The 13,004-nt window shown below is 67.4% G+C and carries 13 protein-coding genes; all 13 read left to right on the top strand.

What is annotated here, in order from left to right:
* The 13 genes from AC3CD9_RS06425 to trpE all read left to right on the top strand — a co-directional run bounded on the left by AC3CD9_RS06425 (position 1) and on the right by trpE (position 13,000).
* The gene (locus tag AC3CD9_RS06425) at positions 1 to 2,055 is read left to right on the top strand and encodes a primosomal protein N' family DNA-binding protein (RefSeq protein WP_488366862.1); all 2,055 of its coding nucleotides are present in this window, start codon (positions 1 to 3) and stop codon (positions 2,053 to 2,055) included.
* Positions 2,056 to 2,084: 29 nt separating this feature from the next.
* Positions 2,085 to 3,017 carry a methionyl-tRNA formyltransferase gene (locus AC3CD9_RS06420; protein ID WP_488366861.1) on the top strand — a complete coding sequence of 311 codons (933 nt, stop codon included), beginning with the start codon at positions 2,085 to 2,087 and terminating at the stop codon, positions 3,015 to 3,017.
* Between the two features lie 5 nt (positions 3,018 to 3,022).
* Positions 3,023 to 4,534 carry an RsmB/NOP family class I SAM-dependent RNA methyltransferase gene (locus AC3CD9_RS06415; protein ID WP_488366860.1) on the top strand — a complete coding sequence of 504 codons (1,512 nt, stop codon included), beginning with the start codon at positions 3,023 to 3,025 and terminating at the stop codon, positions 4,532 to 4,534.
* A 4-nt stretch (positions 4,535 to 4,538) separates the two neighbouring features.
* Positions 4,539 to 5,201 carry a ribulose-phosphate 3-epimerase gene (gene rpe / locus AC3CD9_RS06410; protein WP_488366859.1) on the top strand — a complete coding sequence of 221 codons (663 nt, stop codon included), beginning with the start codon at positions 4,539 to 4,541 and terminating at the stop codon, positions 5,199 to 5,201.
* Positions 5,202 to 5,251: 50 nt separating this feature from the next.
* Positions 5,252 to 5,917 carry a nicotinamide mononucleotide transporter family protein gene (locus AC3CD9_RS06405; RefSeq protein ID WP_488366858.1) on the top strand — a complete coding sequence of 222 codons (666 nt, stop codon included), beginning with the start codon at positions 5,252 to 5,254 and terminating at the stop codon, positions 5,915 to 5,917.
* A gap of 98 nt (positions 5,918 to 6,015) precedes the next feature.
* Positions 6,016 to 6,279: a phosphoribosyl-ATP diphosphatase gene (locus AC3CD9_RS06400; protein ID WP_488366857.1), complete on the top strand. Its 264-nt coding sequence runs from the start codon at positions 6,016 to 6,018 to the stop codon at positions 6,277 to 6,279.
* Between the two features lie 53 nt (positions 6,280 to 6,332).
* Entirely contained in the window at positions 6,333 to 7,172 is an 840-nt protein-coding gene (gene hisG, locus AC3CD9_RS06395) for an ATP phosphoribosyltransferase (RefSeq protein WP_488366856.1), read from the top strand.
* Positions 7,173 to 7,179: 7 nt separating this feature from the next.
* Entirely contained in the window at positions 7,180 to 7,614 is a 435-nt protein-coding gene (locus tag AC3CD9_RS06390) for a PH domain-containing protein (RefSeq protein WP_229663936.1), read from the top strand.
* Between the two features lie 2 nt (positions 7,615 to 7,616).
* Entirely contained in the window at positions 7,617 to 8,816 is a 1,200-nt protein-coding gene (locus AC3CD9_RS06385; RefSeq protein WP_488366855.1) for a CaiB/BaiF CoA transferase family protein, read from the top strand.
* An 11-nt stretch (positions 8,817 to 8,827) separates the two neighbouring features.
* A complete protein-coding gene (locus AC3CD9_RS06380) occupies positions 8,828 to 10,330 on the top strand; it encodes a carboxyl transferase domain-containing protein (protein WP_488366854.1) in 1,503 nt (500 codons plus the stop codon).
* Positions 10,331 to 10,339: 9 nt separating this feature from the next.
* A complete protein-coding gene (gene hisF, locus AC3CD9_RS06375) occupies positions 10,340 to 11,104 on the top strand; it encodes an imidazole glycerol phosphate synthase subunit HisF (protein WP_139467318.1) in 765 nt (254 codons plus the stop codon).
* A complete protein-coding gene (hisI, locus tag AC3CD9_RS06370; protein WP_488366853.1) occupies positions 11,101 to 11,457 on the top strand; it encodes a phosphoribosyl-AMP cyclohydrolase in 357 nt (118 codons plus the stop codon). The genes hisF and hisI overlap by 4 nt, the downstream gene beginning before the upstream one ends.
* Complete coding sequence (trpE, locus tag AC3CD9_RS06365) at positions 11,360 to 13,000, top strand: anthranilate synthase component I (protein ID WP_488366852.1); 1,641 nt, start codon at positions 11,360 to 11,362, stop codon at positions 12,998 to 13,000. The genes hisI and trpE overlap by 98 nt, the downstream gene beginning before the upstream one ends.
* The last annotated feature ends 4 nt before the right edge of the window (positions 13,001 to 13,004 follow it).

Raw genomic sequence — 13,004 nt, 5'->3', positions numbered from 1 at the left:
GTGGACGAACCCCTCCCGATCGACACCGGCACCTCGGCCGAGGGCCAGGTTCCCCTGGCCCCGACCGAACCGGTCGCCCGAGTGCTCATCGACCATCCCGTCCCGCACCTGGCGCGGACCTTCGACTATGCGGTGCCGGAGAAGCTCGCCGAGGCTGCTCTGCCCGGAGTGCGGGTGCGAGTGAAGTTTGCGGGAAAGCTGCGGGACGGCTATCTGCTCGAACGTGTCGACAGCTCGGACCACTTCGGTCCGCTGGCGACGATCCAACGCATCAGCGGTCCCATTCAAGTGCTGAGTGCGGATCTGCTCGCCTTGAGCGAAGCCGTCGCCCGTCGCTACGGCGGCACCCTCGCCGATGTGCTGCGCTTGGCCATCCCACCGCGTCATGCCCGCGGCGAGAAAGCCGTGCTCAAGGCGGAGAAGGCGGGACAGCCGGCCGCGCAGACCGATGCCGACGCCGCGGACCCAGCGACCGGACCGGACGACGGGCCGGCGGATGATCCGCAGCTGCTCGGCCGCCTCGGCGAATGGGTTCTCGCGGCGGGGACGGAACCCACGGTCGACAACGTCTCGGGCTCGCCTCGGCGCAGAGCCCTGGCGTGCACACCCGGGCCGACGCCGGGCCTCAGCTGGATCCGTGCCGGACTCGATGCCGCACGGGCGAGTCTCGAAGCCGGCAGATCCGTGCTCTGGCTCGTGCCCGATCATCGTGAACTCGCCGTGCTCCATTCGACTCTCACCCACGCTGGGATCGCGGAGGTCTCGGTGCTCAGTGCCGACCAGTCACCGGAGCTGCGGTGGCAGGCCTGGCTGCGCGGACTGCTCGGACACACGCGGATCACGATCGGCACGCGTGCGGCGGCCTTCGCCCCCGTCGCGGACCTCGGACTCATCATCTGCACCGATGACGCGAACCTCAACTACCTCGATCAGCACGCCCCGTACCCGCACGCCCGAGAGGTCTGCCTGCTGCGGTCGACGATCGAGGACACCGAGCTGCTCTTCGTCTCCACCGACCGCAGCGCCGAAGTGCAGCGCCTCGTCGAGATCGGCTGGCTGGCCGACGTCACACCGGTCGGACCGGCCAGGCGGCATGCCGCCCCCGTCGTCTTCGTCCCCGATGAGGACCGGGACCCCTTCGCCTGGCAGCGCATTCCGAGCCGCGCCTGGCAGATCATGCGAACGGCGCTGCGTCCGCGTCCCCGGGACGGCGGAGTGCCCGGTCCGGTGCTCGTGCAGGTGCCGCGCTCCGGCTACTATCCTGTCTTCGCCTGTGCCCGCTGCCAGGAAGTCGCCCGCTGCCCGCAATGTCAGGCGACGCTGACCACACAGTCGGAAGTCGGACCCTTCGCCTGCCGGTCCTGCGGCTATCACTCGGAGACGTTCAGCTGCCTGCGCTGCCATTCGAACCGTGTGCGATCGATCGTGCGCGGCCGGGCCCGCACCGTCGAAGAGCTCGCCCGGGCGCTGCCCGATATCGAGATCGTCGAATCCGGAGGCGACCACATCTCCACTGCCCTCGACGAGACCCCGCGGCTCGTGGTCGCCACCACCGGAGCCGAACCCTATGTGCTCGGCGGCTATGCCGCGGCGATCCTCTTGGATTCGCTGTGGCCGGGACCCTGGATGCGCTCGATCGACGAAAGTGCGGCACGCCGACTGCGTGCCGCCTCACTCGTGCGCTCCCGCGATGACGGGGGAGTCGTCTACCTCGGAGACGAGGACGAACTCATCCGGCAGACTCTGACCGCCTTCGACCCCACGACCTTCATGTCACGACAGCTGAGCGACCGGCAGGCTCTCGGCTTCCCGCCCTACCGACGGATCCTCGAACTCACGGGAGCAGGCGCCGACATCGACGAGGTGCTCGAACAGATCGGCGAGGTCGAGGAACTCCTGCGCGAGGACGCCGAGGACGGACAGCGCAGCGTCAGCGCCTACCCGTTCTCCGCCGGAGACCGCGTCGGAACGAGAGCGGCCGAGATCATCGCCTCCCGGTCGGCCAAGAAGCAACGGCAGGTGCGCGTGCGCATCGATGATCCCCGGTCGCTGTGACGGCGCGGCGAACCAGTAGAATCCAAGTCGTGGATATCGTCTTCGCCGGCACCCCTGATGTCGCAGTTCCCGCCCTCGAGGCATTTGCCGAATCGGGCCACCGCATCCGTGCGGTGCTCACCCGACCCGATGCGCCCTTCGGACGGAAGAGGGTCCTCACCCCGTCACCGGTGAAGACCCGCGCTCTTGAGCTCGGACTGCCCGTCATCGAAGCCGGTCGTCTGCGCGGTGATGTCATCTCGCAGCTGCAGGCACTCGATGTCGACGCCGTCGCCGTCGTCGCCTTCGGAGCCATCGCCGGACCCGCTGCACTGGCCACCGCCCGACTCGGCTGGTTCAACCTCCACTTCTCACTGCTGCCGGCCTACCGCGGAGCCGCCCCCGTCCAACGCGCACTCATAGGCGGCGAGACCACCAGTGGGATCAGCGTGTTCCGCATCGACGAAGGCATGGACACCGGACCCGTGCTGCGACGACTCGAACTGCCGCTCGACCACGCAGATGTCGCCGAGGCTCTTGAGGACTATGCACGCCGCGGGGCCCCCGAACTCGTCGCCGCCTTCGACGATCTCGCCGCTGGCACCGCCGCTCCGACCCCGCAGACCGGTGCATCCAGCCATGCGGAGAAGATCACCGTCACCGACGCCCACCTCGATCTGTCCGCTCCGGCCGCCCGGGTCATCGACCGGGCCCGCGGAACCAGTCCCGCACCGGGACCATGGGTGGAACTCGACGGAAATCGGACGAAGCTCTTCGGACTCTCACCCGCACCCGAAGTGACGACCCCCGGGGCTGTCGGCGAACTGACCACCTGGCAGCAGCAGCCGGTGCTGCGCTGCGGTGACGGCTGGGTCCGAGTCGAGCAGATCCAGCCCTTCGGCAAGGCCCGGATGGCCACGGCCGACTTCCTGCGCGGCCGTGGAGACGTGACCTTCGACCCCTATACCGAGAGGCAAGCATAAGAGCCATGGCTGAGTCAGCAGGCAGAGACCGCCGAGGCGGCCCCCGAGACACCGACCGACGCGCCGGCCACGGCCGCGGACGCAGCGATCGCGGCCGTCAGGGTCGCGACCGCCCACGTCAGGACCGCGGAGCATCGCAGGGCGAACGGACCGGAAAGAACCTGCCGCGGCGCATCGCCCGGGAAGTCCTCCTCGACGTGGCGACGAAAGACGCCTACGCGAACCTGCTGCTGCCGGCCAAACTCTCCCGCACCCGTATGGGCGCTCAGGACGCTGCCTTCACCACCGAGCTCACCTACGGAACCCTGCGTCGGCAGAAGTTCTACGATGCGGTCATCGAAATCGCCTCGTCCCGAGCCGTCGACAAGATCGATCCCGAACCCCTGGCCGCAATGCGGCTCGGCGCCCATCAGCTGCTGTCGATGAGGGTGCCCAACCACGCTGCACTGTCCGAAACCGTCGCCGTGGTCAAACGATCGGCCACGAAGACCGCCGGTTTCGTCAATGCCGTGCTCCGTCGCATCTCGGAAGCCGAACCCACCGAGTGGCTCGACCGCGTCACCGCCGGGGCCGACGAGACAACCCGACTGGCGATCGAACACTCCCACCCCGAATGGGTTGTCCGGGCACTGAACCAGGCGCTCAAGGGGCACGGCCGCGACGCCGCCGAGCTCGAAGCTCTCCTCGAAGCCGACAATGCACCCGCAAAGGTCGGAGTGACCGCCCTGCCCGGACTCATCGACCGCACCGAACTGCCGGGGGAACCCACCCCGCTGTCGCCGTTCGGCGTCACCCTGGAGACCGCGGTGCCCAGGGACGTGGCAGCCGTGGCCGACGGGCGTGCCCGCGTCCAGGACGAAGGATCCGCGCTCGTGGCCCTCGCCCTGGCCGAGATCGACGCACCCGCCGGAACCTGGGCCGATCTGTGCGCCGGACCCGGCGGCAAGGCCGCCGTCCTCGCAGCCAGAGCCGCCGGCGAATCGACGACATTGGAGGCCTTCGACTCCAGCGAGCACCGTGTCGATCTCGTCCGCGACTCCACCAAGGCGCTGACCAACGTCACCGCCGCCGTCCGCGACGGACGCGACGTCCGCGGACCCTACTCGAAGATCCTCGTCGACGTGCCCTGCTCCGGACTCGGTGCCCTGCGCCGCCGCCCCGAAGCCCGCTACCGCAGACGACCCGAAGACATCACGTCCCTGACCGGACTGCAGCGCGAACTGCTCGCCGCTGCCCTCGACGCCTGCGCGCCCGGGGGAGTGGTCGCCTACTCGACGTGCTCACCGCACTACGCCGAAACCGTGCTCATCGTCGACGAGGTTCTGCGCCTGCGAGCCAAGTCGGGAACCGCGGACATCGAGATCCTCGACACCCCGGCCGCGCTGTCGGCGATCACCGGCACCGAGGCGGAGTCCTTCGCATCTGTGCCCCGTGAAGGCGGGCGATACGCTCAGCTCTGGCCCCATGTCCACAACAGCGACGGAATGTTCCTGGCCCTCCTGCGAAAGGCGAACTGATCCCATGGCGATCGACATCAACCCCTCCATCCTGTCCTCGGACTTCTCCGATCTGCGCGGTGAGCTTACGAAGATCAGCACCGCCGATATGGCCCATATCGACGTCATGGACAACCATTTCGTGCCGAACCTCACCTTCGGCCCGCCTGTCGTCGAACGCATCCAGGCGATCTCGCCGATCCCGCTCGACGCCCACCTCATGATCGCCGATGCCGACCGCAACGCTCCCGTGTACGCGGAGATCGGCTGCGCCTCGGTGACCTTCCACGCCGAAGCGGCCGCCGCCCCCGTCCGTCTCGCCCGGGAACTGCGCCGTCTCGGGGCCAAGGCCAGCCTTGCCCTCAAACCGGCCACCCCGATCGAACCCTTCATCGACCTCCTCGGCGAATTCGATCAGATCCTCATCATGACCGTCGAACCCGGATTCGGCGGTCAGAAGTTCCTCGACGTGTGCCTGCCGAAGATCACGCGGACCCGCGAAGCGATCTCTGCTGCCGGACTCGAGATCAAGCTGCAGGTCGACGGGGGAGTCTCCGCCTCGACGATCGACCGTGTCGTCGACGCCGGCGCCGACGTCCTCGTCGCCGGCTCCGCCGTCTACGGTGCCGACGATGCCGCAGCAGCCATCAGCGAACTGCGCACCCTCGCCGCCGCACACACCCACTGACCGAACCGGGCCGAACTATGCTTACGGCCCACACCTGAAGAGAGCCTGCGATGGACCTGTTCGACTGGTTGAACACCCCGGCATTCGAACTGCTGGGCAAGCCTGTGCCGTACTCCGACCTGTTCGGCAACATCTGTGCGCTGGCCACGGTCGTCCTGGCGCTGCGCCGGAACATCCTGTCCTGGCCGGTGCAGATCCTCGGTTCCATCCTCCTCTTCTCCGCCAGCCTCTCCGCCGGCCTCGGCGGCAACGCCTCGCGACAGGTCGTCATCATCGTCGCCGCGGTCTGGGGATGGACGCAATGGAAGAAGTCCAAGGCTGCCGCCGGTGAGGTCCTCGTCCGCTGGGCGACCTGGAAGGAACGGGCGATCCTGCTCGCGGCTCTCGTCATCGGCACCGGAGGCTTCGGCTGGGTCCTCGCCCTGGGCGGATGGTCCTGGAACCCCTACCCCGACGCCTATATCTTCATCGGTTCGATCGTGGCCATGTACGCCCAAGGCCGGGCCATCGTCGAATTCTGGTTCGTCTGGCTCGCCGTCGACCTCGTCGGCATCCCGCTGGCGATCTCCGGCGGACTCGTCTTCTCCGGAGCCGTGTACCTGTTCTTCCTCGTCATGGTCATCCTCGGACTCATCGACTGGTCGAAACGGTCACGCCAGACGATCTCTGCGCCTCACCGTCCGGCCACCGACATCGGCCGCGACCCCGAGGACTGAGGTCAGCCGCCGGCAGCACCGGTGAGACCCGGCCCGCCGCGTTCTAGAACATGAGACCCCGAATGCTGCGGCCGATGCGGATGCATTACGCTGGAGAAGTGAAGACCTTTGAGACTCTCTACGCCGAACTCCAGCAGAAATCCCTCGATCGCCCCACCGGTTCGAAGACCGTGGCCGAACTCGACGCCGGAGTCCATGCGATCGGCAAGAAGGTCGTGGAAGAGGCCGCCGAAGTGTGGATGGCCGCCGAATACGAATCCAAGGAAGAGCTCGCCGAGGAGATCTCGCAGCTGCTCTACCACGTGCAGGTGATGATGATCGCCAAGGGGCTGACCCTCGACGACGTCAACACCCACCTGTAAGACCTTCCCACGAACCTGACCGACCCGACGCCATCGAACTCCAAAGGGACCCCATGCTGCGTGTAGCCGTGCCCAACAAGGGCGCACTGTCCGAAGCCGCCTCCGACATGCTCAGCGAGGCCGGATACTCCACTCGACGCGGAACCAAGACCCTGGTCCATCAGGACGAGGTCAACGGAGTCGAATTCTTCTACCTGCGTCCCCGCGACATCGCCATCTACGTCGGCTCCGGAATCCTCGACGCCGGAATCACCGGCCGTGACCTGCTGCTCGAGTCACAGGCCGAAGCCGAAGAGGTGCTCGGACTCGGATTCGGTGCCTCGCGCTTCTTCTACGCCGGCACCGCCGGCTCGTTCACCTCGGCCGAGCAGCTGGCCGGTGCCCGCATCGCCACGAGCTTCCCGAACCTCGTGGAAGCCGACCTGCAGCGACGCGGCATCGCGGCAACCACCGTGCAGCTCGACGGGGCGATCGAGGTCTCCATCCAGCTCGGAGTCGCCGACGCCATCGCCGATGTCGTCGAGACCGGCTCCACGCTGCGCGCCGCGGGACTCGAAACCTTCGGCGAGCCGCTGCTCGAATCGGAAGGTGTGCTCATCCAGCGCGCCGGAGCCGAATCCCGCATCGGCGTGCTCAAACGCCGCCTCGAATCGGTCATGGTCGCCCGCCAGTACGTGCTCGTCGACTACAACATCGAACAGCGCCTGGTTCCCGAGGCGATCTCGCTGACCCCGGGGCTCGAATCCCCGACCGTGTCCCCGCTGCAGGAGACCGGGTGGGTCGCTGTGCGCGTCATGGTCGAAGCGAAGGAAGTCAACAACGTCATGGACCGGCTCTACGGAGTCGGGGCGCGTGCGATTCTGGTGACGAACATTGGCGCCTGCCGAATCTGATCTGGCCGTGTTCCGGCCCCGACAGGTGCGCGTCGTCAGCATCGTCGGTGCCGTTGCCGTGACCGCTGGGTTCGCGGTCCTGTCCGTGGCGCTGTTCGTCGTGGACTGGGAACCGTGGACAGTGCTCGACATGATATGGATGAACCTGCTGGGCATTCTCTTCGGAGCCGCCCTGCTGCGCATCTCCGATATCCAGGCCCGGCCCACCGAGGACGGTCTGGTGGTCAAGAACATGGTGCGCACCCGTCGGCTCGACTGGGGACAGATCCTCGGTGTGACGTTCTCACCCGAGGGCGATGATCCGTGGCCCCTGTTGGACCTCACGGACGGCACCACCTGCGCGGTGATGGCGATCCAGCACGCAGACGGTCGCCGCGCCCATGCGGAGGTCGCACGATTGCGTATGCTCATCAAGAGACGCACCCACTTCAAGGAGGATTAGGAATGGCGAACGAGACACCCGAGGCAGGCCCCCTGACCGGATACACCGTCGTCGATCTCTCTCGTGCCCTGGCCGGCCCTCATGCAGGAATGATGTTCGGCGATCTCGGCGCGCGGGTGATCAAGGTCGAGAACCCCGGCAAGGGCGATGATTCGCGGTCGTGGGGACCTCCCTTCGTCGGGCCTGCGGACAATCCTCAGGCCACCTACTTCTTCTCGTGCAACCGCAACAAGGAATCCATCGCCCTCGACCTCAAATCCGACACGGGCAAGGACACCCTGACCGGACTCATCGCACGCGCCGATGTGCTCATCGAGAACTTCCGCTCCGGTGTCCTCGACCGACTCGGCTTCTCCACCGCCCGCTGCATGGAGATCAACCCGCGCCTGGTCATCCTGTCCATCACCGGATTCGGCCACGACGGTCCGGAAGCCTCCCGCGCCGGCTATGACCAGATCGCCCAGGGCGAAGCCGGGCTGATGTCGCTGACCGGCTCGGGACCCGATGATATGCAGCGCGTGGGCGTGCCGATCGCTGACCTGCTGGCCGGAATCTACGGCTCATACGGCGTGCTGGCGGCCCTGCTCGAACGCGAACGCACCGGCAAGGGCAAGGTCGTGCGCACCTCGCTCATCGCGGGAATGGTCGGCGTCCACGCCTTCCAGGGCACCCGGGCCACGGTCGCCGGTCAGGAACCGCAGCCCGGCGGCAACCACCACCCTTCGCTGTCGCCCTACGGACTCTTCAACTGCCGCGACGGCGCCGTGCAGATCTCCGTGGGCAACGAGAACCTGTGGCAGAAGTTCTGCACTGCCTTCGACATCGATCCCGCCACCGCGGGCATGGCCGTCAACTCCGAGCGCGTGGACAACCGCGCCGCCGTCATCGAACTCATCGAAGACCGCTTCTCTGCCTACGACGCAGCCGATCTGCTGAACAGGCTCACCGAGGCGGGAATCCCGTCCGGCACGGTGCGCACCCTGCCCGAGGTCTACCAGTGGGAGCAGGCACTCAGCCAGGGACTCAAGGTCTCGGTCGACCACCCCGTGCTGGGCGACATCGACCTGCCCGGACCGCCGCTGCGCTTCTTCGACTCCGATTCGTCCGGTGAGGTCGAAACCACCCGCACCGCTCACGATGCCCCGCCGCTGCTCGACGAAGACGCGGAATCCATCGTGGCGTGGCTCGCCGACGGAAACTGAACGGAATCGCCATGACGCGTCTCAACGCACTCGAGCTCGTCGACATCGTCCTCGACGAAGGATCCTATCTGTCCTGGGACACCACTCCCGTCCAGCCCGCCCGCGGGATCTCTGACGCCTACGCTGCTGAACTCGAAGCCGCGGCGCAGAAGTCCGGAGTCGACGAATCCATCATCACCGGCGAAGGCACCATCGCCGGCCGTCGCGTGGCCGTGATCGCCGGCGAATTCCGCTTCCTCGCCGGGTCGATCGGCGTGGCCGCGGCCGAACGCCTCGTCGATGCCATCGAACGTGCGACCCTCGAAGGGCTGCCCCTGCTGGCCGGTCCCGCCTCGGGCGGCACCCGCATGCAGGAGGGCACCATCGCCTTCCTGTCGATGGTGAAGATCACGAACGCCGTCATCGCCCACCGCAAGGCCGGACTGCCCTACCTCGTCTACCTGCGCCATCCCACCACCGGAGGTGTCTTCGCCTCCTGGGGATCGCTGGGGCACGTCACCGTGGCCGAACCCGGATCCCTCATCGGATTCCTGGGCCCTCGAGTATTCGAGGCCATCTACGGAGAGAAGTTTCCGGAGAACGTGCAGACCGGGGAGAACCTGCACAAGATGGGCATCGTCGACGCCGTCATCGGACCCGAACGCATCGCCGGTACGGTCTCCCGCGTCCTCGACGTGCTCATGGGCGCCAAGGAGGTTCCCAGCTCGGTGCCGGACCCGGACACGGCCCCCGACAGCGTCGACCCGAACTCCGATGCCTGGGCCGCGATCACCAGCTCGCGTCGCCCCGAACGACCCGGGGTCCGTGATCTGCTGCGCACCGCAGCGAACACCGTGCTGCCGCTCAACGGCACCGGCGAAGGGGAGAAGGACCCCGGACTGCTGCTGGCCCTGGCGAAGTTCGGTTCCGCACCGTGCATCGTCCTTGGCCAGGACCGATTCCGGCAGGACTCCCGCGAACCGATGGGCCCGGCGGCCCTGCGTGAGGCCAGACGCGGAATGCGATTGGCCGCGGAGCTGCACCTGCCGCTCGTGACCGTCATCGACACCCCCGGCGCGGCTCTGTCGAAGGAAGCCGAAGAAGGCGGCATCGCCGGCGAGATCGCCCGCAGCCTCGCCGACCTCGCCAACCTCGACGCTCCGTCCGTCTCGCTCATCCTCGGTGAGGGATCCGGGGGCGGAGCACTGGCCCTCATCCCGACCGATCGGGTGCTCAGCGCCGAACACGGCTGGCTCTCGCCCCTGCCGCCCGAAGGCGCCTCGGCGATCGTGCACCGCACGACCGAGAGAGCCGCCGAGATGGCTCAGAGCCAGGGCGTGCACGCTCCCATGCTGCAGGCCAACGGAGTCGTCGACCGAATTATCGCCGAACATTCCGACGCCAGCGACGAACCGCTCGACTTCGTCGCCAGGGTCGGTGAGACACTCGAATACGAACTCATCTCGCTCATGCGCGAACCTTCGGCCAGGCGCCTGGCCCGCCGAATGGATCGCTACCGGGGCCTGGGAATCTAGGAGGACTGCGTGGTAGCTGTCAGAGTCATCCCCTGTCTGGACGTGGACGGCGGACGCGTCGTCAAGGGAGTGAAGTTCGCCGACCTCAGGGACGCCGGCGATCCCGTCGAGCTCGCCCGCCGCTACGGCGAGTCCGGAGCCGACGAACTCACTTTCCTCGATGTCACGGCCAGCAGCGGTGACCGGGAGACCGTCCACGACGTCGTCCGCGCCTGCGCCGAAGAGGTCTTCATCCCGCTCACCGTCGGCGGAGGGATCCGCAGCGTCGCCGACGTCGACCGGCTCCTGCGCGACGGAGCCGACAAGGTCTCGGTCAACACCTCGGCGGTGAAGAACCCGGAACTCATCAGCGAGATCTCCCGACACTTCGGCAACCAGGTCCTCGTCCTCTCCCTCGACGCACGGCGCGCACAGGGCGCGAGCACGGAATCCGGCTTCGAGGTCACCACTCGCGGCGGCCGCGAAGGCACCGGCCGCTGCGCCATCGACTGGATCCGGGAAGCCGCCGACCGCGGGGTCGGCGAGATCCTGCTCAACTCCATCGACGCCGACGGCACACGCGAGGGGTTCGACCTCGAACTCATCCGCGCCGCCCGCGCCGCCGTCGACGTACCGCTCATCGCCTCGGGCGGCGCCGGAAAGGTCGAACACTTCGCTCCGGCAGTGGAAGCCGGAGCCGACGCCCTGTTGGCTGCCAGCGTCTTCCACTTCGGCACCCTGAGCATCGCCGAGGTCAAGGACGCCCTGCGCGCGGAGGGAATCGACGTCCGATGAGCAGGGACATCGACGCGACTCCGGAGAACTGGCGGGAGATCATCCGAACGAACGACGACGGGCTCATCCCTGTCATCGTCCAAGAGGCCACGAGCAGAGAGGTGCTCATGCTCGCGTGGATGGACGTCGAAGCCGTCTCCCGCACACTGGAGACGAACCGGGCCACCTACTGGTCCCGATCCCGGCAGGAATACTGGGTGAAGGGGGAGACCTCGGGTCATGTCCAGCACGTCCGCTCGCTCAGTCTCGACTGTGATGCCGACGCCCTGCTCATGCTCGTCGACCAGACCGGACCCGCCTGCCATACGAACACCCCGACCTGCTTCACCGGAAGGACCATCAGTGTCGACTGACCCAGCGGCGAACCCCACCGACCTGCCGATCCGACCCAGCCTCGACGAGTTCCGCGCCCTCGGCGCCGACCATCGCCTGGTGCCGGTCCACACCCAGGTGCTTGCGGACTCGGAGACCCCGCTGAGCCTCTACCGCAAACTCACCGACGGCGGACCGGGCAGCTTCCTCTTCGAATCCGCCGTCGCCGGATCCTGGGCCAGGTACTCCTTCATCGGCTCGGCACCGGTGGCCACCCTCATCTCGACTGAAGACGGATTGCACTGGACCGGCACCCCTCCGGTCGGCGTCCCCACCGACGGCGACGTCCTCGACGCGGTCACCGCCACTCTCGACCTCCTCGCCGTGGCCGAAGCGGAATCGGAGCTGCCGCCCATGGTCTCCAGCTTCGTCGGCTACTTCGGTTGGGACATCGTCCGTCGCTTCGAGAAGCTCGGGCCGCCGCGGCCCAACGAACACCACCTGCCGACAGTGCAGCTGATGATCCCCGGCGACATCGCCGTCTTCGACCACTATTCGGGAATGGTCACCCTCGTGGCCAACGTATTCAACGTCAACGGCGCCGATACCGGCATCGACGACGCCCACGCCTCGGGAGTCGCCCGCATCGCCGCGATGTGCGAGCGTCTGCAGCAGCCCAGCCCGGCAGATGTCCTGCGCCCCCGGAAGGCCGACCCCGAGGTGTCCACCCGCACCCAGCCACAGGTGTACCTCGACGGTGTGGAGACGGCGAAGCAGAAGATCGTCGACGGTGAGATCTTCCAGGTCGTCATCGGCCAGCGCTTCGACACACCGTGCGAGGCCGATGCGCTGAGCGTGTACCGGATGCTGCGGCACGCGAACCCGAGCCCCTTCATGTATCTGCTCAACCTCCATGACGACGGAGGGGAACCGGTGAGCATCATCGGCTCCTCACCCGAAGCGCTCGTGACCGTCCGGTCGGGAGAGGTGGTCACCCACCCGATCGCCGGTTCCCGCCCCCGCGGGGCCACACCGGAAGCCGATGACTCCCTGGCCCGAGAGCTCCTGGCCGATGAGAAGGAACGAGCCGAGCACCTCATGCTCGTCGACCTCGCCCGCAACGACCTGGCGAAGGTCTGCGCGGCCGGAACCATCGACGTCAGCGAGTTCATGGACATCGTCCGCTACAGCCACATCATGCACATCAGCTCGACCGTGCGCGGCGAACTCGAATCCGGAACCACCGCCATCGATGTGCTGCGGGCGACGTTCCCCGCCGGCACGCTGTCGGGTGCGCCCAAACCCCGGGCGCTGCAGATCATCGACGAACTCGAACCCGTCGGACGTGGAATCTACGGGGGAGTGGTCGGCTATATGTCCTTCACCGGCGACCTCGACCTCGCCATCGCCATCCGCACCGGGGTGCTCCGGAACGGCACGATGAGCGTCTACGCCGGAGGCGGACTCGTCGCCGACTCCGTGCCCGAGACCGAGTACCAGGAATCCGAGAACAAGGCCGCAGCAGTGCTGCGTGCCGCCGCCGCGGCCGACGCATTGGATGCGGCGGAGGGAAGTCAGAGGTGAGGCC

Source organism: Brevibacterium sp. MGP-B1 (assembly GCF_057766545.1).
This window is presented reverse-complemented; position numbering and strand designations above follow the sequence as displayed.

What these genes read in the sequence shown, in the direction of transcription:
- AC3CD9_RS06415 (WP_488366860.1), top strand. Translation starts at nt 3,023, where the DNA reads ATGGCTGAGTCAGCAGGCAGAGACCGCCGAGGCGGCCCCCGAGACACC.
- rpe (WP_488366859.1), top strand. Translation starts at nt 4,539, where the DNA reads ATGGCGATCGACATCAACCCCTCCATCCTGTCCTCGGACTTCTCCGAT.
- AC3CD9_RS06405 (WP_488366858.1), top strand. Translation starts at nt 5,252, where the DNA reads ATGGACCTGTTCGACTGGTTGAACACCCCGGCATTCGAACTGCTGGGC.
- hisG (WP_488366856.1), top strand. Translation starts at nt 6,333, where the DNA reads ATGCTGCGTGTAGCCGTGCCCAACAAGGGCGCACTGTCCGAAGCCGCC.
- AC3CD9_RS06385 (WP_488366855.1), top strand. Translation starts at nt 7,617, where the DNA reads ATGGCGAACGAGACACCCGAGGCAGGCCCCCTGACCGGATACACCGTC.
- AC3CD9_RS06380 (WP_488366854.1), top strand. Translation starts at nt 8,828, where the DNA reads ATGACGCGTCTCAACGCACTCGAGCTCGTCGACATCGTCCTCGACGAA.
- hisI (WP_488366853.1), top strand. Translation starts at nt 11,101, where the DNA reads ATGAGCAGGGACATCGACGCGACTCCGGAGAACTGGCGGGAGATCATC.
- trpE (WP_488366852.1), top strand. Translation starts at nt 11,360, where the DNA reads ATGCCGACGCCCTGCTCATGCTCGTCGACCAGACCGGACCCGCCTGCC.